Source organism: Pseudoclavibacter sp. JAI123, from assembly GCF_013409665.1.
Taxonomy (GTDB): Bacteria; Actinomycetota; Actinomycetes; order Actinomycetales; family Microbacteriaceae; genus Pseudoclavibacter.
Genome location: NZ_JACCCM010000003.1, coordinates 155,976 through 175,521, shown reverse-complemented (window position 1 = coordinate 175,521; position 19,546 = coordinate 155,976). Strand labels below are relative to the sequence as shown.

Genomic DNA, 19,546 nt, shown 5'->3' with positions numbered 1-19,546 from the left:
AGAGGGCGAGAGCCGCCGTAGCCTAGGGAGTTCCTTACTCCGATTCGCCCGGGCTCTGTAGAGGGTTTGCTTGGTGGGTTCGCGAATACTAGTCGTCGCGGGAGCACCCCACTCAAGGTGTGATGTTCCGCTCCAGTGAGGACTAGAAGGTCGTGTTCCTCTGCGTGGATCGTATTGAGATCGTTGACAGCGATGATGCTTCCGGCCAGCGGTGTGATCTCCTCAACCTCAGCCGCGGTGAGTTTGAGTGCGAGGATGCGGGGACGGGGTGGGCCCACGTACGGATCTGTCATTAGGTCATGATGCCAGCGCATATGCCCACCGGACCAGAGCAGTTGGTGGTCGGCCTCCGTTAAGGGGTGGCATGTGGCGGTTGTGGTGGCCTGTTGAGTAGGGTCAGAACTGCCCGGTCAGAGTGCAGCAAATCGTGTCGCCGGGAAAGGGCGTTCATCTCTTCATCCCTCCTCGAAAGAGACCGGCCTCACCTGGCCCGGTCTCTTTCGATTTTTCCTGGTCGCTACGTTTACGCGATGAGAGGGATCGCCCCGAATATGACCCCCACCCCGAGCATCACGAGTGACACCACGACCGCACGCCAGAGCACCTTTTTGTGGTGATCGCCGAGGTTGACGTTCGCGAGGGACACGAGGAGCAGGATGGCCGGCACGAGTGGGCTCTGCAGGTGCACCGGTTGGCCGGTGATCGATGCGCGCGCCATCTCGACGGGTTCGATGCCGTAGGTCGCGGCGCTCTCGGCGAGGATGGGCAGGATGCCGAAGTAGAACGCATCGTTCGACATGAAGAACGTGAACGGTATGGACAGCACGCCAGTGATGACGGCGAGGAACGGCCCGAGTGCCGGCGGGATGATCGTTGTGACCCACCCGGCCATCGCATCCACCATGCCCGTGCCGTTGAGGACACCCACGAGCACTCCCGCGGCGAGCACCATCGAGACGACACCGACGATGGAGGGGGCGTGCGCGACGATCTCGTCGGCCTGCTCCTTGAGCTTGGTGAAGTTCACGATCAGTGCGACGGCCGCGCCAACCATGAAGACGTAGGGCAGTGGGTAGAGGTCCATGACGAGGAGCACCATGACGGCGAGGGTGAGCAGCAGGTTGAACCAGAGGAGCTTGGGTCGCAGCGTGGCGCGGTTCGGGTCGAGCATCGTGTCGGCCATCGCGGTGTCCGACGCGTCGATGAGGTCGGTCACCGCGATGGGGTCACGGCCGCCGCGCATGGTGACGATGTTGCCGGTGCGCAGGCTGGCGGCCGCCCCTGGCTTCATGTCGGCGCCACGGAACATCCGCGATCCGACGAAGCCACCGAGCGCGCCGGACGTTTCCAAGCGTGAGGTGTCGATACTGCCGGCGAGGCGGCGGCGCTCCGACAGGCCGAGGAACCATGCGAAGCCGAGAGCCACGAGGAGGCCCACGGCGAGCGAGGGCAGCATCGGCACGAAGATGTCGGTCGGCTGCAGTCCAAGCGCACTCGCGGCGCGCACGGTCGGGCCACCCCAGGGCACGATGTTGAGGGTGCCGTTCATGAGGCCGGCGACGCAGGTGAGCACAACCGGGCTCATGCCGAGCCGCAGGTAGATGGGCAGCATTGCCGAGGTCGTGATGATGAAGGTGGTCGACCCGTCACCGTCAAGCGAGACAGCGCCGGCAAGCAGTGCCGTGCCGAGCACGACCTTCGCTGGGTCGTCGCCGAGCAGGCGGGTGATGAACCGGATGAGCGGATCGAAGAGGCCAACATCGATCATGATGCCGAAGTACATGATCGCGAACATGAGCAGGGCTGCGGTGGGCGCCATGTTCCCGATGGCGTCGATGATCATGTCGCCGAGTCCGAGTCCTGCGCCGGCGAACAGGCCGAAGACGGTCGGCACGATGATGAGCGCGACCATCGGGGTGAGCCGCCTCGTCATGATGAGTGTCATGAAGGCGAGCACCATAGTGAACCCGAGCATGACGAGCACCCACTCCGCGGGTACGAACGCGGTCGCGTACCCTTCCTCAACTTCGGCCGTGCGCAGGCCCAGCGATACGACGTCCATGTCGACTCCTTTGTCGGCAGTCGCCCGAGGGCGCTGCAGGTGATTCGGTGACGCTACGGCCAACTCGGGGTGAGTGCCGGCTATCTCGCATTCCGCTGCGTTCTGCGCGTATCGTTGGTTCAGCGCATTCTGCTCACGCGCCTGTGCTGGGAGGGTGCTGATCGTGCGGTTCGCAACGAGGGTGCTCCTGCTGCAACTCGCGATGGTGGTGACGGTCGTGGTGCTGTGCAGCGCTGCGTTCCTGGTACTCGCAGTGCAGCAGTTGCGCGCCGAGTCCGAGTCGACGGCGCTGAACATCGCTCGCGCAGTTGCCGAGGACCCGGATGTGCGCTCGCTCGTCGCCGAGTTCTCAGCCGATCCTGGAACTCCGACCGAGGTGGCCCTGCGCGACGGCCCGTTGCAGGAGCGTGCGGTCGCGGTCGCGGGTCGCACCGACGCGCTTTTCGTGGTGCTGACCGATGACCACGGCATTCGACTCGCACACCCCGATCAGGACTTGCTCGGTCAGGTGGTGAGCACCCCGTTCGAGGCGGTTATCGGTGGCGACGAGGTGGTTGAGTGGGAGGTCGGAACCCTCGGCGAGTCGGCGCGTGCGAAGGTGCCGATCTACGCCCCGGATGCCGCGAGCGTGGTTGGGGAGGTGAGCGTCGGCTTCGAGCGCGCAAGTGTCTTCGACGATCTGCCGGCGCTGCTCGCGACGGCGGCCGGGATCGGGGTGATGGCTGTGCTCGTCGCACTGCTCGCGACGCTCATGCTTCGGCGCCGCCTCGAGCGCCTCACGCTCGGGCTGCAGCCCGAAGAGCTCGTGGCGCTCGTCCAGAATCAGGCGGCGGTGCTCGACGGGGTCGGCGATGGCGTGCTTGCTCTCGACCCGAGCGGCGTGGTGCGGGTCTGCAACGCTGAAGCGGCGCGGATGCTGAGGCTGCGTGATGCGGTCGGCCGCACGCTCGCCGAGCTTGGTCTGCCGGCCGGAGTGATCGACGCGGTCGCCGCTGCCGGGACTCTCACGACTGTGTTGCTCGACGATCAGGTGCTCTACCTCGACCGCCGATCGGTGAAGCATGAGGGGCGCCTGCTCGGCGACCTGCTCATCATCCGCGATCGCACCGATGTCGTGGCGTTGAGTGAGCGTTTGGAGACGGTGCGCGCGATGACCGGCGCGCTGCGCGTGCAACGCCACGAGTTCGGCAACCGCATGCACGTCGTCGCGGGGCTGATCGACGCGATGCGGGTCGATGATGCGCGCGCGTTCCTCACCGACCTCATCGGCCGCGGTGCGGTTGATGAGGTCGTCGACGGCATCGAGCTCGTGACCGACTCGTTTCTGCGTGCCTTCCTGAACGCCAAGGGGCTCGAGGCGAGCGAACGCGGGGTCTCCCTGCGCATCTCCGACGACACACTCCTTGTCGGCAGCCTCGACGCGGTGGAGGAAGCCGCGACCATCCTCGGAAACCTGATCGACAACGCGATTGCTGCAGCGGCGAGCGGCGGCGAACCGCGCTGGGTCGAGGTCGCCGCGCTCGACGACGGCGACGAACTCGTCGTGACAGTCGCGGATTCCGGCGGCGGAATTCAGGACGGCATCGACGTCTTCAGCCGGAAGCCGGGAGACGAGACTCGCGACACTGTGCACGGGCACGGGATCGGACTTCCGTTGTCGCGGGAACTCGCGCGGCGAGCTGGTGGTGATCTCTGGGTCATCGACGTCGGCGGCGCTGGCGGCGCTGGCGCAGTGCTCGGCGCGAGACTGCCAGGAGTTATGCGCACGAACAACGACGGGGACCAAGCGAGATGACCGAAGCCATCCGAGTGCTCATCATCGACGACGACTTCCGCGTCGCCGGGCTGCATCGAGAGATCGTCGACGAGCGGCCAGGGTTCGTCGCTATCGAGCCCGTGCGTGCGGCGGCGGACGCGGCGCTCGCGATCCGGCGTGAGTCGCCAGACCTGCTGCTCGCGGACGTCTATCTGCCCGACGGCGACGGCATCGACCTCGTGCGCGCGGCCGACGTCGACGCATTCGTGCTGTCGGCGGCGACGGATGCGGCGACCATCCGACGTGCGTTCCGGGCCGGGGCGCTCGACTTCCTCGTGAAACCGTTCCCACGCCGCTCGCTGACCGACCGCCTCGACCGGTACGCGAGGTTCCGTAACCTCATCGGCGGCGATGGACCTCTCGAACAGGACGACCTCGACCGGGCGCTCAGCATCCTGCACGGCGCGAGAGACTCCGGGTCGCTCTCGCGGTCGGCGACAGAGGCGCTCATCCTCGAGCGGCTCGGGCTGGAAGAAGCATCCGCCTCGGAGCTCGCCGAGCGCGCCGGCATCTCGCGGGCAACGGCGCAGCGCTATCTCGCCGCACTCGCGGCACGTGGCGTCATCGAGGTCAGGCTGCGCTACGGCACAACCGGCCGGCCCGAGCACCGATACGTGGCAGCAGGCTGAGCCAGCCGTGGTGTCACCGTCGCCCCAGCGAGCACTTGCCCCTACCGCCCGAAGAGCGCGAAAACACCCGAGGAGCAAGAGCGCGCTCGCGCCTGAAGCCAGGACCGGAATTGTGCGGCGATCTCGGTCACAAATCATGTCACCCAACGTGCTTGGGCCTCGACCGCCCGCGCGTTCGGTCTCACTGAGGGAGTCGTGAAAACGAGGCGCCCATGAGGCGCGCCTGAATGGCTCACCTTGCTCACCTGAGTGTCTGAGGGGTGCGTCACTCTCGCCGCATGGAGACGACACCGGAGAAGTCCAAGCAAGGGCGGTTGATGTCGAAGAAGTCCGCGCTGGCCGGTGCGGCGATCTTGGCACCGATGCCAGTCTTCGTGAGTCTGGTGACGTGCAGCGTTCAGTACTGGGCCGTGCCGCATGGATTGATCATCCTTGGCAGCTTCATACGATAGCGACGGCTCCAACCGGACTCCGGCGCCTCTCAGGCCGCCGAGCAGGAAGAGCTCTGGAGCGATGCCATTCACAGCGAGCGATGGCGCCGTGCGTTGATCGGTTGAGATCTTCACGGGTTTCGCGGGAGCGGTTGGTCGCTAATCGCGCGGATCTGTCGGGGGTGAAGTGCTGAGCAGGGTCACCCTCACGCGGCTCGCGTCATGTCGGTGGTGCTGGCTTCCTCGAGTGTGGTTGGGCAGTGCGTGTTGCTCGCGTGTGGTCGTGTGCTGAGCGTAATGAGTGCTTCGAGTCGCCGATGTGCTGCGGTCAGATCTTGAATCTGGGTCTCCATGCGCGCGCGCTCGTTCTCGAGCGTGTGAACGAGGACCGCATCAAGGTGCTTGTTGTCGATAGCAGGGAGTAGCCGCACGAGGAGGCGGCTGCCGAGTCCCGCGGTGAAGAGTTGCTGGATGAGCTGCACTCTCGTTACGGCGTCCTCGGTGAAGACTCGCTGTCCTCTGCTGCTGCGCTCGGGATGCAGGAGGCCCTGTTCCTCGTAGTACCGCAGCGCGCGGGTGCTCACGCCAGTCCGGTCCGCTACCTCACCGATTCTCATCACCAGAATGCACGCTCCTCGGACTTGCCCTTCACGTCAACGTCAACTTCTAGCCTACGGAACAAGCCGGGCGCTCGAGCCCGCAACCGACGAAGGAGAAGGACATGCAGATCAACGGAGCAATCGCGCTCGTCACCGGAGCCAATCGTGGAATCGGAAAGCGTTTCGTGGAGCAACTGCTGGCGAACGGTGCGAGCAAGGTCTACGCGACGGCCCGCAACCCGGAGACGGTCGCTGCCGATGACCCGCGCGTCGTGCCACTGCGGCTGGATCTTCTGGATGAGACCTCCATCGCGGCGGCAGCCGAAGCGGCCTCTGACGTGACCTTGCTTGTCAACAACGCCGGCATCACAACCGGTGCTGACCTTCTCACCGCACCGCTCGTAGAGATCAGGACAGACCTCGAGACGCACCTGTTCGGGACGCTGCGTGTCATTCGCGCGTTTCTCCCTGCGCTCGAATCCAACAACGAGGCGGCGATCGTCAACGTGCTCTCCGTGTTGTCCTGGGTTGCGACACCGGCGGGCTCCGGCTCGTATTCGGTCGCGAAGGCCGCGGAATGGAACATGACCAACGGCGTGCGGGTCGAGCTCACGGGGCGCAACATCCTGGTTCAGGGAGTGCACCTCGGCGGAGCAGATACGGACATGATGGCTGGAGTCGACGGTCCGAAGATCGACCCGGTCGAGGTCGCGAAGGCGAGCCTCGCAGGCGTCGAGTCCGGGGAGATCGAGATACTCGTCGACGACCCCGCCCGGTTCGTGAAGGCTGCTCTCGGAGGGGACGCCGCACAGCTGTATCGCTGAGTCCAGCGGCGGGCACCCTCTCCCTGTTTTCACGCCCGACAAGACATCTCTGAACCCACGGTCAGGAGATGCGGTCGGTGACCAAGCGAGGACGGATGATGCGGTCAGCGTCTGCAATGCCTCGGTGTACCCGGTGATGCCGAGGCGAACCTCCGACAACAACCTGTCCGACATGCTCGCCGATCCTGGGCCGCGTTTGCCACGATCGAACTGCAGTCGTTGTTGCTGTTCAGGCTGGGGCTGGAGAGTCAGTGGAGGCCTTCAAGCAGGGCCTCCACTGCGGCGTGCAGCGTTGTTGGCGGCACGCCGTCGAGCAGCTGGGTGGAGATCCCGAGCACGAAGGAGTGCATCAAGGTCGCCGACACCGCAGGGTCCAGGTCGGCTCGGAGGTCCCCGGAATTGAGACCTCGACGGATGCACGCCTCGATGCCCGCCCGATCCTGAGCGCGACGCGTCGACACGACTCGACGCGCAGCGGCATCGTCATCACCCGCTGCGCCCACCGTGGCGGACAACGCCACCAAGCACCCGCCTGGGTGTGCGGAATCGGACTGCATCTCGATCGTCCCGTGGAGCATCTGACCGAGCGCGACTAACGGGTTGAGCGTCAGATCGCCGACGATCTCACTGACACTCCCCGGCCCGGCGATGTACCGCTCAACCGCGCGCTCGAACAAGCCTTCTTTTGAACCGAAGGCCCCATACAGGCTGGCAGACGAGAGGCCGGTCGCCTCGCGCAGCTGCGAGACAGTGGACGCCTCGTATCCGTGACGCCAGAACACCTGCATAGCAGCATCGAGAACCTCGTGCTCGACGAAGGTCCTCGGCCGTCCTTGTTGTGCCATCTCACCCCTTCCGGATCGCTTGTTCCAGTTTGACATAGCGGCACTGCACATCGACTATAGGAACGATCATTCCGTAAATAGAGAAGAGCCGCAATGACCGTCCCCGTAACCAGATCCACCGCTGCAATCCCCCAGGAGGACAAGCGGCAGCTGCCGGTCGTGGCCTTGGTCCTCATGGCTTTCAGTGGGTTCATCATCATCATGACCGAGACACTTCCAGCGGGTCTGCTGCCGCTACTGGCGGCAGAGTTCCAGGTCAGCGATGGCAGCGCAGGCCAGCTTGTGACGGCGTACGCGCTCGGTACCGTTGTCGCCGCGATTCCCACGATCGCGCTGACGCGCGGCGTGTCCCGCAAGCCGCTGCTCGTCGTCGGGCTATTCGGCTTCTTCGTCGCGAACACCCTCATGGCCTTTGCGCCAACACTGGTCATCGCGCTCGTCGTCCGCTTCGTCGCCGGAGCGTTCTCGGGGCTCATCTGGGGCATGCTCGCCGGCTACGCCCGTCGCATCGTGACTCCCGGGCAGGCCGGCCGCGCCCTCGCGATCGCGATGGCGGGAACGCCGCTCGCACTCTCGATCGGGACCCCCCTCGGGGCCTGGCTCGGTTCGACCGTCGGGTGGCGGTGGTCCTTCGCCAGTGTCTCCGTGCTCACGGTGGTCGTCGTGCTACTCGTCGTCGCGTGCGTCCCGAACGCTCCGGGGCAGCGGTCCGGCACCCGCATCCCGCTAGGCCGAGTGCTGTTGATCCCAGGTGTTGCCGTGGTCCTTGGTGTGGTGTTCACCTGGATGCTCGCCCACAACCTGCTCTACACCTACATCGCCCCCTACCTCGGGGGTGCGGGAGTGGGGCTGCGCCCCGATGCCGTGCTCTTCGTCTTCGGCGTCGCCGCACTCGTGGGTATCTGGATCACGGGCATCCTTGTCGACCGATCGTTGCGTCGGCTGGCCATCGCGAGCACCGCGGCCTTTGTGCTAGCGGGCACGCTGCTACTGGTTGCCTCGACATCCCTGCCGGTGACGGTGGTTGCGGTCATCCTGTGGGGTGTCGCATTCGGCGGTTCCGCAACCCAGCTCCAGACGGCCATCGGCGACGCGGCCGGCGAGAGCGTCGACGTCGCGAACGCGATGCTCACGACGGCATTCAACCTCGCCATCTTCGGCGGAGGAGTGATCGGCGCGATCCTCGTGGACGGCAGCGGACCAGCAGCACTCCCCGTCGCCCTGATCACCCTCTCCACGGTCGCGCTCGTGGCCATCAGCTTCGGCCGCAGACACGCCTTCCCGCGCGGGCGTCGGTGATCGCACGGCGAGGTTGGTGGAGCTTCGGGATCTAGGCATGGGGCCGACGTCCCTCCCCCACGCCGGGTGTCTCAGAACCTCGGCCTCTTGGAACTCAAGGGACATGCGAACTCCTGTGTTCGCGCCGTCCGCGTGGACGCCTAGGAGGATCGACGCGTGGCGATCACCGGCGCCTCGTCGAGCAGCATGCTCGGACCGCTGAGATGCACGGTGACGCTCTCGACCGACACGGGTTCGGCCAGTTGGATGTCACTGACCACCCAGGCTGCTGAGTTTGGGCACGAGCTCTCCTCTGTTGAAGGCTCGACCTCGAACTGAACGGAGAGAGCGTCGATCCCTTCCTGCGTGACTTCCACAGGCACTGACCAGCATGCAGGCGAGTCCCACCGCTCGACTCTCAGCTCACTGCCGTCCGCGGACAGGGACGCGATGGGCCCGAGGACGTCTGAGGCGGGCAAGTCGCGCGCGACATGTTGCTCGAAATCGACGCTTGAAGTTGGCGCGGGCAGAGTCATTGCGCATCCCGCGAGAACGAGGATGAAGGAAGCGCTTGTTGCGAGTGAAGTGAACTTCGTCTGTCGTGTCGACACTCACCCTTTCCTTCACAATCGGTAGGAGCGCGTGAATCACGGATACGCGCCGTCCAGGGCTCAGGACAGCTACTGCCTGACCCTGCCCCCGGCACTGGTATTCGCCGGAGGTGACCGTTAACGTGCTCGCCATCCCGTGAAGCCCTGAGTTATGTCATAACCCATGGGTTTTTGCGACGACGCATAGGGCGTCCCCGTTCGTGGGCTCAGCACCCCACGGGCACTGGAGCATCGTCTGATTTCATCTGTAGCGCCTTCGCAGGTTCCAGATTGCGGCACAGCAACCGATCGTGATCGCCGCGAGCGTCAGCCACGCGGTCACGTGAGGACCGTTCAGGAACACGTTGCCCACCCCGGCGATGAGTACCACGACGGCAATGATGGTCGCCGCCCAGGAGAGTGGCCTGTTCAGCGCTGGCTTCGAACTCATGGAACGAGGCTATCCGTCACACGCGGCAGGCGTTGACGCGTGGGAGGCCTCGAAGACCATGGATCGTGAGACCTGCGTCGAATCGTGACTACGCGTCGCCCGGCTAGCTGAGAACGCGGTCGAGCAGTCGCATGGGGTCTGCAGAGATGACCTCGAAGGCACGCCGGGACTCAAGGGTTGCGATGCCGTGGACTGCCACCCAGGCCGCTAGCTCGTCGGCTTCGTCGCGCGACGGAGGCGCTCATCCTCGAGCGGCTCGGGCTGGAAGAAGCATCTGCCTCAGTTTCCTTGTCGGCGATCCACGGTGAGACCAGCGCGGAGGGCACGATCGAGGTCGCTGAACGCGCAACCGCTGAGCATGATGAGGGGCGCGTTGCGGGTGGTCTTCCGTCTGCTCCCCCAGGTCATTCCGACGAACGCCAGTTGGTCGGCGTCGGCGGTCCAGATGAAGACGACGCCGTCACCTCCGCGGGTCTGCTCCGGCAGCGGCACGTACCGGGTCGGGTCGCCGGAGGCGAACGCAGCGTGGAGCCGCTCGAACGCGTCCGGGCTGAGCGCGTGGTACCCCTCGAAACGCTTTCGGAGTGGCGTGCCGGTCTGCTCGCGAACCCACGCGCGCGTCCAGGACCCAGTGATCGCCCCGACAGCGAAGACTCCGAAGGTCACGGCGAGGATGATGATCGCGATGGGAAGAATCCCCAGCCCCCGCATCGCCTGATATCGCGGGCGCGACGCTTCCTCAGCGCTCTCCTTCGAGTACTCCATCAACCCGGCGAAGTTCACTACGGCGAACATCACCGCTGCTCCGCACAGCAGGAGCGCACCCGTCGCCACGATCGTGCGTGGCAGGGAACGCCGAGAGACGAAGCCAGGAGTCCGCGAAAACGTCGCGTCGTAGAGAGCCACACCCCAGCATCCCAGGTCTGCGGGCCTGCTGCCTGAGCAGGCCGGTCGGAAGACGTGCGGTCAATTGCTCGTAGCGGGAGGGACTCGCAGGCGTGACGTTGGTCAGCGCTCTCGCACTGGCGTGATCAGGACTCCGCCGAATCGCGCCTCGGAGTAGTCCCACTCGCGTCCATCAACCCAAACCCGCGCCGAGATGCAGGGCAGCGATTCGTGCTCGCCGTTCGGCCAGTGCAACACGAACCCGCCGCCGAACGACGCGTTCGATCCAGCCACGCGTGCACCATTCGCATCTACGGCGCGAGCTTCGCATTCGAGGCACAAGTACTCGGGGTACCGATCGGATTGGACGACTTGGGTGCCGCAGTTGGGGCAGGGCTGCGTTCCGCGTGCACCAGGAAGGAACGGGGTCATCTGACGAGCGTAGGTCGAACGGCGCGCGTGCTGTTCGCGTACGGCCTGCTGACCGAGATCGGGCACGGCCCGGAATGGTGGAGATGGGTTCGGAGTGTCCCGCTCCCCCAGCCTGGCCCGCTGAGGCATCGCGAAACCCATGGGTTGCGAGAACGAGGGTGATCCCCACGAGTACGTGTTTCCGCACGACCTCCCGCTAGTCGTCGTGAACACACCGCCGGACCGTGTCCGCCCTAGGCCAGCTCGAGGGAGAGTATGGGGCGGTGAGCACCCATTTCGACAAAACGTTCCGGGCCGATCCGCGGTTTGCGCGCAAACGAGTCGCAGGTCTCACCTGGTTCGGGATCGCGCTCATCCTGGCGGGCTTCGTCTGCATCGTGTTCACTGCGCAGAACTTCATCCCTCTCGCCGAGTGGGCCCGCGAGGGAGGCGAGGACTCGGCACTGGTTCGCAATCGCATGGCGGGCATCACGCCGCTTGTCATGATCGCGATCGAACTCGTTGGCATCGCTTGGGGGGTGTACCTCCTCATCGTCGGCGCTCGCCCGTGGCATGTCGCTGCGACCGGGACCCGGCTGTGCAAGCGCTACTACGGCTTCCATCTCAGCGATCAGACCTTCTTTCACGAGGCGCACCGGCGATTCGCGACCGGTGATCCGTCAGTGTTCGCGCCCTTTCCTCACCAAGTAGATGGCGGGCAGACGGTCGTGATGATCTGGACAGCCGACGCCGACCAGACCGCGTTCGTCGGCATCTCCTGGGACCAGAATCGGCGACGCACGCACAATCTGCCACTCATCTCGCACACTGGCCCGCGCTATCAGGCACTCGACGCCGCGCTCCGGAACAAGCTGTACAAGCCGCTGCCCGACGAGCACAATCCACTGCTGCGCCCCGGCACTCGACCAGCAGACTGAGCGAGCCGATCAGCCGCCGAACGAGTCCAGCGGTGTCCGCTGCCCTTCTCGAAACTCGTCTAGGGCCCGCTCGAAGGAGTACGACGAGGACCGGTAGAGCACGGATCCATCGTGCGCGACGAGGATCATGCCGCCGCCGCGAATCGATCGGAACACCGCGACTCCCCCATCGAACGGGGCCGCGGACACGGGATCTTCAAAGACCTTCCCCCGCTTCTCGTTGAGGGAGCAGAAGAGACGAAATCCCGAGTCCGCGAGTCGGCGGTCCGAGGCCGAGAGCCGTCCCCAATCGACCGAGGGTGGCACGGCATCCCCACGGCTGACGGGAACGAGGATGGGCGATAGGGCCGGTGATCCCGCCGCGTCGAGGTACGACTCGCGGATCTCCTGCGGCGTCGAGCGCAGCAGGTGGGTGAAGTCGCGGGCATCCCTTGCTGCGGTGATTCCAGCATCGGCGATCTCGATGCCCCGTTCGGAGCCGTCTGTCCCGCGCACGGACACCCACCCGGGTGCGACGGGCTCAAACCGCAGGCCTTCCGCGATCTCGACGGGAGGAGCGGGCTCGACGAGGAGGGGGAGCCTGAGCTGGGGAGCGTGCCGGGCAGCCGGACCGAACTGCAGCAGCAGATAGCGCTCAACGTCTTCGGCGCCGCGAGCTCGCATCCTCGTGTCATGTAGGCCACGGGAGTACCGGCGGACGCACCACCATCCGTCAGTGTCCGAGACTTCATAGCCGGTCTCGAAGTCACCGACGAGCACCGTGTCGCCACGTGCGGTCACCTCGGCGCCGCCGAGCGCGACGAACTCCCGGAAGGCCGTCGAGAACAGCCACTCGGGCGACCACGACAGAACGACGGGCGGGTTCACCTGGGGTTGACCGACGTCGAAGACGGGAGATCCGTGTGGGTCCAGCAGTGCTCGTCGAAGGGTCCCGAGGGGCACGGCCATGAGGTGACTGAACGTTCGGGGCTCCCAGGGAACCCCGCGAAGGAAGATCACTGTTCGGCTCGGATCGGCCACGTTCCAGAGACGAACGTTTCCCTTGCCGTCGGTCGCCGACTCGGTGCCAGCGGCGAGCGCTGGCTGAGTGCTTGTCGCCAGCAGCCCGAATCCACGCGTCCCCCGGACTGACGCGTTGCCGATGAGGAAGGTCAGGTAGCGCTCGACGTCCTCGAGCCGTGACGCCTGAAACTCCGTGACATAGCTTCCCGATCGCGACGCTCCGGCCACCAGATAGCCGGCATCGCTTGATCGGACTCGGTGGCGCTCCTCGCCACCCCTGCTCCACACTTCGACGTCCTCATCGTCGCTGCCGACCGCGTACCCAGCCAGCCCGATGAACTCGGCGAACATCGATGAGGGACCGAGTGCGTTGAGAAGCGTCACGCAAGCGACGGTAGCGTGCCCGGGCCGAGGGAACCCTGCCGGGTCTACCCGACCCCACCATGCCTCGAGTGCCTGCAGTCGATGCTCATCGCTGGGGTTTACTCGGCCGCGTGAAGCAATGTGGTCGATGCAGCTCCTTGTAGGCGGTGCATCTGTCTCAGAACCTCCTTCGTCTCGAAACCCATGGGTTTCGACACGTCACACCTGCGGAACGCAGACGGTCAAGGGCGAGACGTAGTGCGCACTCGACGAATCCCCCAGGTGTCCGTACTCAGCTAGCGCTTGGGTCGCTGAAGGATCAGATATCCAGTGACCGCGACGAGCACCAACGGGACGAGGATGAACAGAGCCTGTCCAGTTGTGAGCTGCAACACTCCAGATGCGAGGAAGCCCAGAACCAGGGCCAGAATCAATGCTGCCATCGCGAAGACCGTCGCACGACCGTTACGTGGTTTCATGCTTTTCCTTTCGAGCTCGCGGACCGACACTCTGGATCGGGGCGAGCACAGTTCACCCAGCGCAAGACCCACGGTTTTTGGCGTTGCCTCACCTGCTGTGTTGTGTTGGCTAGTGCCCAGCTGGAGGCGTTCTCTCGTTCTGCCGGCCCTCGCTGTCAGTCTGCTGCTCTGCGTGCCCTCGCTCGTTCGGTGCGGGGTGGCGGAGGCGTTCAAGCAGGGCGTGCCCGTCCATCCACCAGACGCGATCTGTGTCGTTCTCCTCGGACCACTTGCGCATCTTCAGCATGATGAATGCTCCGTAGCTGATGTACAGCGGGAAGCAGATGAAGCTACCGAGAATGATCCAACCGTGCGGTACTCCCCAGTACTGAACGCTGCACGTCACCAGAATTGCGAAGACTGGGATCGGTGCCAAGGATGCCGCAAAGGCAAGTGCGGACTTCTTCGACATCAATCGCCCCTGCTTGGACTTCTCCGGTGTCGTCTCCATGCGGCGACAGTAACGCACCCCTCAGACACGCAGGTGAGCAAGGTGGGTCCTGGCTGTAGGCGCGAGCACGCTCTTGCTTCTCGGGTGTTCAAACGAAGCAGGCAAGTCCACGGAGGCAACCCCGTCGCTCTTCGCCGCCCAAGATGTCATCACTTCAGCACTACCCCTGCAAACCGCTCGGATTGCGACTCAGGAGGAAGGTGAAGCGTGGAGGGCCGCGATGAGCGGGAGCGGCGCACCTGGTGTCGCCATCGTGGACGGGGACGAGAATACGTTCAGGGTTGTTCGCCTCGACAGTCTGGCCGAGACCTGCGCTTCTGTCCCGGCCAGCCTCGATGTCATCGGCCCGTCGTCCATCCGCGTGAACTACGAGAAGGCGTCCGCGTCAGACGAGGGGTGCATTCTGCTCGGCGAAATCGTCACTGATGAGCTGCCGTTACCTTCCATGAGCGGCGAGGACCCGTTGCAGTTCTCCATCGCGGGAAGTGACATTCGGCCGGGCGACTTGGTGAGCCACGCGCATACGACCTAGGCCACCGAGTTGCAACAGGGGTTGGTGGGAGGTCTGCCGCGGCTGCGGTCTCGGGCTGCCTGCACTGGTTGATCAGGCGCACCTGCGTGAGACATCTCAAAACCCATGGGTTTTGAGGCCTTGGGTCCGATCGTGTCTCCGCGTGGCGCGGTTAGGTTAGAACGCGGTCGAGTAGTCGCAGGGGGTCTGCATGGATGACCTCGAAGGCGCGCCGGGACTCCAATGCTGCGATGCCGTGGACTGCCACCCAGGCCGCTAACGCGTCGGCCTCGTCGGCCTGCGGGTGCTCACTGCGGTACTGCACTAACCAGCGCATCAGTACGGGCAATGACAGTTGGCGGAAGTTGCGGCCGGAGGCGTCGAGGAGGTCGTGGCGGGAGATGAGTTCAAACGAGTTTGGGTGCGACCGGGCGAACTCAATGTAGGCCTCTGCTCCCCCGCGAGCTCCCCTTCCGGCTGCATCGATGTGCTGCGCCAGTGCTGTCAGGCAGGTCTCCGCCACCGCCGCCAGCAGGGCCGCCCGGCTGGCGAAGTGGCGGCGGGGTGCCCCATGGGAGACTCCGCATTTGCGGGCAACCTCCCGGATTGTGACCGCAGCAATTCCTTGCTCATCGAGCAGTTCACGCCCAGCCATCACTAGTCGGTCGCTTAGAAGTTCCATATGGAGAGCCTCCCATGGGTAGACAGCATCTACACAAGTGGTAGACAGTGTCTACGTGATTGCTGACGGCCTTCCCCTCATTCTCTTAACGCTCGCTGCCGCGTTGCACGCGACCTGGAACGCACTGGTGAAGCGAGCGGACTCATCTGATCCGCTGTTTGTGTGGGTGACGAGCGCACTGGGCGCGCCTGTCTTCTGCGCACTACTGGCGTGGTGGGTGTTGCTAGGCGGCGGTCTCGGCTCGAACTGGTGGGCCGCGCTGGTCAGCACGGTCCTGCACACCATCTATGCACTCGTCCTCCAGCGCGCATACCGGGCCGCAGACTTGAGTGTGGTCTATCCAGCGTCGCGAGGTTTGGCACCGATCCTCGTGACGGTGGCGGCGGTCGCACTTGGTGCGGCGCAGCCGAACGTGGCTGTTTGGGTTGCGCTTCCGATTGTTCTTGTCGGAGTAGTGCTTACATCAGACCTTCATCCCATGCGCACCGGAAGGGGAATCGGTGTGCGGTACGGGCTGCTGATTGCGGGTTGCACTGCCGCTTACACGCTTTGGGACTCCTACGCGGCCCGGATTCTTGCGGTCGATGCCGTGCCCTACGTTGCGGTATCGAGCCTGGCGCAGGTTCTCCTGCTGACGTTCGCGATGGGTCGACGCGTGCGAGAGATGCCGAATGCCGTCAGGCGCGAGTGGAAGACAGCACTTCCCATCACGGTTCTCGCGCCGTTGAGCTACGGCTTGGTGTTTGTCGCCATGCGATACGCCCCGCCGGAGATGGTGGCCACAACGAGGAACCTCAACATCGTTTTCGGCGTCCTCGTGGGTGTTGCGCTGCTCCGAGAGCGCCCGAGTCGTCGCGCCTGGCTTGGGACGGCAGTCATCATTGCCGGCGCTCTCGTTGCGTCAATTTAGACCGCCCAAGGCGGAGCATCAGTCGGGAGGCATCTTGGGCATCAGTGAGACATCTCAAAACCCATGGGTTTCGCGAAACGGGGTGATGGCGGGTTTTCTCGGTCATGATGTTGTGATGGTGGGCAATGGACTGAAGAAGCGCATTCTGCGGCTGGCCTCCAGCTCGCTGGGGCAAGGAGATGCCGGCTCGCCGGCCTGGCCCTACGACGTCGACTTCGTGCTGAGCGAAGGCCAGTCGTGGACTGTCGGGCTCAGCGAGGGGGTGGGCCACGGGGCTGCCGGACGTGTCGTCAGCGCCGAAGAAGCCCTCCAAACGCACTCACTGGCGCACATCGTGAAGGCCGAAGGGAGCTGGCTGGTCCCATATCTTCGACGACTGCACGCTGGCGGGCGAGTCACCGAAGAGGAGCTCGTCGAGGACTATCGCAGTCGGCACGGCCGCCTTCCGCGAGTGATTGCCTAGTCGGAGCATCACGGCGACGGCCTCGCCGTGCGCAACTCACTGCGGATGCCAGGAGTCGACTCTCCTCTATTCGTGCAGTAGCTGAGCCCGTATGATCACGCCTCGTGAAGAGCCTGAACGTTCCGGTGCTCGTCGGTTCCAGCTCGTGGTGGGACGAGGCCGTCGAAGTGCCCAATATCGATCACGAACCTGCCGGACCCGCGGGCTGGCTGTGGGACCATCCATCGGTCTTCGACACAGACCACGACGAGACGCTCCTGTTCGCGGAGACCGGACGCGGGGTCTCCCGGTGCGGAACGGCCGACGACTTCGGTCAGGACGTCCTGTTCGAGAGCGTGCCCATGGGGTACACCAGCCTGACGCTGCTCGAGAAGCGCGCGGTCGTCATGGGTGGTCGCGTTGCGCGCCTGTGGCCTGGTGAACGTCGACCGCAGGGATACGTCGCGAGCACGGTGGATACGGCGGGGCGGCCTCTCGGGGCTGGTCACGATTCGATCCTCTGGCACAGCATCCACCGCGCACTGCGATGGTCGGCGATCGTCCCGGATCGCCCGTTCACCGTCGGTGCCGTGCACAGCTCACAGGCCTGGCACTGATCGCCGACGGCTCAGCTCGACCGCATCCGCATCCGCATGCGACTCCCGGTCAACCGGATTGGTGAGCCCGTTCGACTCGTCAGCTCCTTGGCCGGCGACCCGCCGGAGCCGTGAGCCCCGCGCGGAGGGCACGATCGAGGTCGTCGAACGCGCAACCGCTGAGCATGATGAGGGGCGCGTTGCGGGTGGTCTTCCGTCTGCTCCCCCAGGTCATTCCGACGAACGCCAGTTGGTCGGCGTCGGCGGTCCAGATGAAGACGACGCCGTCACCTCCGCGGGTCTGCTCCGGCAGCGGCACGTACCGGTTCGGGTCACCGGAGGCGAACGCCGCGTGGAGCCGCTCGAACGCGTCCGTGCTGAGCGCGTGGTACCCCTCGAAACGCTTTCGGACTGGCGTGCCGGTCTGCTCGCGAACCCACGCGCGCGACCAGGACCCAGTGATCGCCCCGACAGCGAAGACTCCGAAGGTCACGGCGAGGATGATGATCGCGATGGGAAGAATCCCCAGCCCCCGCATCGCCTGATATCGCGGGCGCGACGCTTCCTCAGCGCTCTCCTTCGAGTACTCCATCAATCCGGCGAAGTTCACCACCGCGAACACCACCGCTGCTCCGCACAGCAGGAGCGCACCCGTCATCACGATCGTGCGTGGCAGGGAACGCCGAGAGACGAAGCCAGGAGTCCGCGAAGACGTCGCGTCGTAGAGAGCCACACCCCAGCATCCCAGGTCTGCGAGCCTGCTGCCTGAGCGCGCCGGTCAGCTGCCGAACGAGCCCAGCGGTGTCTGCTCCCCCAATCGTTCTCGCGTGATCCTGGGGAGGATGCGCACGAGGGCGACCATGCCCACGAGTTCGACGAGCGTCTGCGTCACGACGACCACCGGAGCCAGCGCGAGCGCTGGTGGCAGGGCGAGCGCGAGTGGCAGCACGACGAGGGAGTTGCGAGTGGCACCGCTGAACGCCAGAGCTCGGGTCGCGGGAACGTCGAGGCGGAAGACTCGTCCGACCAGGAGGCCGACGAACACCATGATCACGAGGAACGCGACGTAGATCGGCACGAGCATGAGCAGCTGCGGCCCGGCAGCACCAACCGCTCCGGCTTGGGATGCGACGACCGTGAAGAGGGTCGCCATCATGAGCGGCACCATCAGGTTCAGCATGCTGCGCTCGATCACCCGACCGCTGCGGCGTCGTTTCGCGAGGAACTGGACGAGTGCGGCGGCACTGAGTGGCACCACGATCAGCAGCAGGAAGGCGCGCACGAACGGGCCGACCTCCACCACGGCCACCCCATCCGGGCCGAGGAAGATCAGCAGGTAGATCGGCAGGAGCAGCATCTGCGCGAGCATCAGCAGCGGGGCGGCTGCCAGCAGTCGGTCGGATGCGCCGCCCGCGAGGCCGGCGAACACGATCACGTAGTCGATGCACGGCGTGAGGAGCACCAGCAGCACCCCGAACAGCAAGGCCGGCTCATCCGCCACGAACCTCGAGAGTCCGTATGCGACGAGAGGCACGATCACGAAGTTCACGACTCCCACGGCCCCGAGGAAGCGACCATCGCGAAGTGACCTGCCGATGGCCGCGAACGGGACGCCCAGGAACGTCGCGAACAGCAGCAGCGCGAGCACCGGCTCAATCGCGAGTTCGAGGTGGTGCGCCCCGGGAGCGAGGAGGCCGAGCGCGCCGCCAGCTGCAATCGCCGCGAGGTACAAGGCGATCTGGTGGCGCTCCAGGACTGCGACGAGGCGCGTCACGAGACGGGGTTCGAGGTGAAGTTGATGGGCACGACCCGACGCTAAACCTTCGACGCGCTCGAAGGTCAAGCCCGCTCCGCGCTCGTAAGCTCCCGGCATGCGTATCTCTGAGGTCAGCAGGCGGAGCGGGATCAGCGCGACCGCGTTGCGCTATTACGAGAGCATCGGCCTCGTCACACCCCACCGCTCCAGCAACGGCTACCGGGACTACGACGCCGCCACCCTGCACCGACTCGATCTCATCGAGGCGAGCAAAGAGCTCGGACTCCCCCTCGCTGACACCAGCAGGCACCTCGCTTCCCTGGAGGTCGACTCCTGCACCGACGTGCGCGAGCAACTGCGGCCGCTCCTCGCTGAGCGGGTGCGGCAGATCGACGAGAAGCGGGCACGGCTGGACGAGCTCAGAGCACGGCTCACTGCGGCCAATCACGGCCTTGCTGCGTGTCCCGACCGCGACGACAGATGCTCCACGGAATGCATCTTCCGCACCTACAGCCAGAGGGCTGGAATCTGCTCCACCAACCCGGAGTGAGACGTC

At 65.2% G+C, this 19,546-nt stretch carries 23 protein-coding genes; 11 read left to right on the top strand and 12 right to left on the bottom strand.

The window, feature by feature from the left end; genetic code table 11:
* Positions 1 to 523: 523 nt before the first annotated feature.
* Entirely contained in the window at positions 524 to 2,062 is a 1,539-nt protein-coding gene (locus HDC34_RS15945; RefSeq protein WP_179557752.1) for a CitMHS family transporter, read from the bottom strand.
* A 163-nt stretch (positions 2,063 to 2,225) separates the two neighbouring features.
* On the opposite strand from HDC34_RS15945, the gene HDC34_RS15940 reads away from it, so the two are divergent.
* The 3 genes from HDC34_RS15940 to HDC34_RS15930 all read left to right on the top strand — a co-directional run bounded on the left by HDC34_RS15940 (position 2,226) and on the right by HDC34_RS15930 (position 4,959).
* A complete protein-coding gene (locus HDC34_RS15940) occupies positions 2,226 to 3,857 on the top strand; it encodes a sensor histidine kinase (RefSeq protein ID WP_308807377.1) in 1,632 nt (543 codons plus the stop codon).
* Complete coding sequence (locus HDC34_RS15935) at positions 3,854 to 4,507, top strand: response regulator (protein ID WP_179557751.1); 654 nt, start codon at positions 3,854 to 3,856, stop codon at positions 4,505 to 4,507. The genes HDC34_RS15940 and HDC34_RS15935 overlap by 4 nt, the downstream gene beginning before the upstream one ends.
* Before the next feature lie 278 nt (positions 4,508 to 4,785).
* Positions 4,786 to 4,959: a hypothetical protein gene (locus tag HDC34_RS15930; protein ID WP_179557750.1), complete on the top strand. Its 174-nt coding sequence runs from the start codon at positions 4,786 to 4,788 to the stop codon at positions 4,957 to 4,959.
* Between the two features lie 185 nt (positions 4,960 to 5,144).
* On the opposite strand, the gene HDC34_RS15925 is transcribed toward HDC34_RS15930, so the two are convergent.
* On the bottom strand, positions 5,145 to 5,555 hold the full coding sequence (locus HDC34_RS15925) for a MerR family transcriptional regulator (protein WP_179557982.1): 411 nt from the start codon (positions 5,553 to 5,555) through the stop codon (positions 5,145 to 5,147).
* A 104-nt stretch (positions 5,556 to 5,659) separates the two neighbouring features.
* On the opposite strand from HDC34_RS15925, the gene HDC34_RS15920 reads away from it, so the two are divergent.
* The gene (locus tag HDC34_RS15920) at positions 5,660 to 6,361 is read left to right on the top strand and encodes an SDR family oxidoreductase (RefSeq protein ID WP_179557749.1); all 702 of its coding nucleotides are present in this window, start codon (positions 5,660 to 5,662) and stop codon (positions 6,359 to 6,361) included.
* Positions 6,362 to 6,609: 248 nt separating this feature from the next.
* Here HDC34_RS15920 and HDC34_RS15915 read toward each other — a convergent pair whose 3' ends face one another.
* The gene (locus tag HDC34_RS15915) at positions 6,610 to 7,206 is read right to left on the bottom strand and encodes a TetR/AcrR family transcriptional regulator (protein WP_179557748.1); all 597 of its coding nucleotides are present in this window, start codon (positions 7,204 to 7,206) and stop codon (positions 6,610 to 6,612) included.
* A gap of 93 nt (positions 7,207 to 7,299) precedes the next feature.
* Between HDC34_RS15915 and HDC34_RS15910 the strand changes: the two genes are divergently transcribed.
* Entirely contained in the window at positions 7,300 to 8,505 is a 1,206-nt protein-coding gene (locus tag HDC34_RS15910) for an MFS transporter (RefSeq protein WP_257023356.1), read from the top strand.
* A gap of 140 nt (positions 8,506 to 8,645) precedes the next feature.
* On the opposite strand, the gene HDC34_RS15905 is transcribed toward HDC34_RS15910, so the two are convergent.
* From HDC34_RS15905 to HDC34_RS15895, 3 genes are all read right to left on the bottom strand, one after another.
* A complete protein-coding gene (locus HDC34_RS15905; protein WP_179557747.1) occupies positions 8,646 to 9,095 on the bottom strand; it encodes a hypothetical protein in 450 nt (149 codons plus the stop codon).
* A gap of 241 nt (positions 9,096 to 9,336) precedes the next feature.
* Positions 9,337 to 9,525 carry a hypothetical protein gene (locus tag HDC34_RS15900; RefSeq protein ID WP_179557746.1) on the bottom strand — a complete coding sequence of 63 codons (189 nt, stop codon included), beginning with the start codon at positions 9,523 to 9,525 and terminating at the stop codon, positions 9,337 to 9,339.
* 279 nt (positions 9,526 to 9,804) lie between these two features.
* A complete protein-coding gene (locus HDC34_RS15895; protein WP_179557745.1) occupies positions 9,805 to 10,320 on the bottom strand; it encodes a hypothetical protein in 516 nt (171 codons plus the stop codon).
* A gap of 785 nt (positions 10,321 to 11,105) precedes the next feature.
* On the opposite strand from HDC34_RS15895, the gene HDC34_RS15890 reads away from it, so the two are divergent.
* Positions 11,106 to 11,759: a hypothetical protein gene (locus HDC34_RS15890; RefSeq protein ID WP_179557744.1), complete on the top strand. Its 654-nt coding sequence runs from the start codon at positions 11,106 to 11,108 to the stop codon at positions 11,757 to 11,759.
* A 9-nt stretch (positions 11,760 to 11,768) separates the two neighbouring features.
* Here the strand turns inward: HDC34_RS15890 and HDC34_RS15885 are convergent, their stop codons facing one another.
* The 3 genes from HDC34_RS15885 to HDC34_RS15875 form a co-directional block, all read right to left on the bottom strand.
* Complete coding sequence (locus tag HDC34_RS15885) at positions 11,769 to 13,145, bottom strand: Imm61 family immunity protein (protein WP_179557743.1); 1,377 nt, start codon at positions 13,143 to 13,145, stop codon at positions 11,769 to 11,771.
* Between the two features lie 275 nt (positions 13,146 to 13,420).
* The gene (locus HDC34_RS15880; protein WP_179557742.1) at positions 13,421 to 13,603 is read right to left on the bottom strand and encodes a hypothetical protein; all 183 of its coding nucleotides are present in this window, start codon (positions 13,601 to 13,603) and stop codon (positions 13,421 to 13,423) included.
* A gap of 109 nt (positions 13,604 to 13,712) precedes the next feature.
* On the bottom strand, positions 13,713 to 14,093 hold the full coding sequence (locus HDC34_RS15875) for a hypothetical protein (protein WP_179557741.1): 381 nt from the start codon (positions 14,091 to 14,093) through the stop codon (positions 13,713 to 13,715).
* A gap of 220 nt (positions 14,094 to 14,313) precedes the next feature.
* On the opposite strand from HDC34_RS15875, the gene HDC34_RS15870 reads away from it, so the two are divergent.
* Entirely contained in the window at positions 14,314 to 14,625 is a 312-nt protein-coding gene (locus HDC34_RS15870; protein ID WP_179557740.1) for a hypothetical protein, read from the top strand.
* Between the two features lie 151 nt (positions 14,626 to 14,776).
* Here HDC34_RS15870 and HDC34_RS15865 read toward each other — a convergent pair whose 3' ends face one another.
* Positions 14,777 to 15,286 (bottom strand): TetR/AcrR family transcriptional regulator, encoded by a 510-nt coding sequence (locus tag HDC34_RS15865; protein WP_179557739.1) that lies wholly within the window; start codon positions 15,284 to 15,286, stop codon positions 14,777 to 14,779.
* A 55-nt stretch (positions 15,287 to 15,341) separates the two neighbouring features.
* Here HDC34_RS15865 and HDC34_RS18260 point away from each other — a divergent pair, with 55 nt between their 5' ends.
* The 3 genes from HDC34_RS18260 (at position 15,342) to HDC34_RS15850 (ending at position 17,255) form a co-directional block, all read left to right on the top strand.
* Positions 15,342 to 16,196 (top strand): DMT family transporter, encoded by an 855-nt coding sequence (locus HDC34_RS18260; protein ID WP_218855317.1) that lies wholly within the window; start codon positions 15,342 to 15,344, stop codon positions 16,194 to 16,196.
* A gap of 34 nt (positions 16,197 to 16,230) precedes the next feature.
* The gene (locus HDC34_RS15855) at positions 16,231 to 16,659 is read left to right on the top strand and encodes a hypothetical protein (protein ID WP_179557737.1); all 429 of its coding nucleotides are present in this window, start codon (positions 16,231 to 16,233) and stop codon (positions 16,657 to 16,659) included.
* A gap of 104 nt (positions 16,660 to 16,763) precedes the next feature.
* On the top strand, positions 16,764 to 17,255 hold the full coding sequence (locus HDC34_RS15850) for a hypothetical protein (RefSeq protein ID WP_179557736.1): 492 nt from the start codon (positions 16,764 to 16,766) through the stop codon (positions 17,253 to 17,255).
* 79 nt (positions 17,256 to 17,334) lie between these two features.
* Here HDC34_RS15850 and HDC34_RS15845 read toward each other — a convergent pair whose 3' ends face one another.
* Positions 17,335 to 17,892, bottom strand: a complete 558-nt coding sequence (locus HDC34_RS15845; protein WP_179557735.1) for a hypothetical protein — start codon at positions 17,890 to 17,892, stop codon at positions 17,335 to 17,337.
* Positions 17,893 to 18,012: 120 nt separating this feature from the next.
* The gene (locus HDC34_RS15840; RefSeq protein ID WP_308807376.1) at positions 18,013 to 19,008 is read right to left on the bottom strand and encodes a bile acid:sodium symporter; all 996 of its coding nucleotides are present in this window, start codon (positions 19,006 to 19,008) and stop codon (positions 18,013 to 18,015) included.
* 97 nt (positions 19,009 to 19,105) lie between these two features.
* Between HDC34_RS15840 and HDC34_RS15835 the strand changes: the two genes are divergently transcribed.
* Positions 19,106 to 19,540 (top strand): MerR family transcriptional regulator, encoded by a 435-nt coding sequence (locus HDC34_RS15835; RefSeq protein ID WP_179557733.1) that lies wholly within the window; start codon positions 19,106 to 19,108, stop codon positions 19,538 to 19,540.
* Positions 19,541 to 19,546 lie beyond the last annotated feature (6 nt).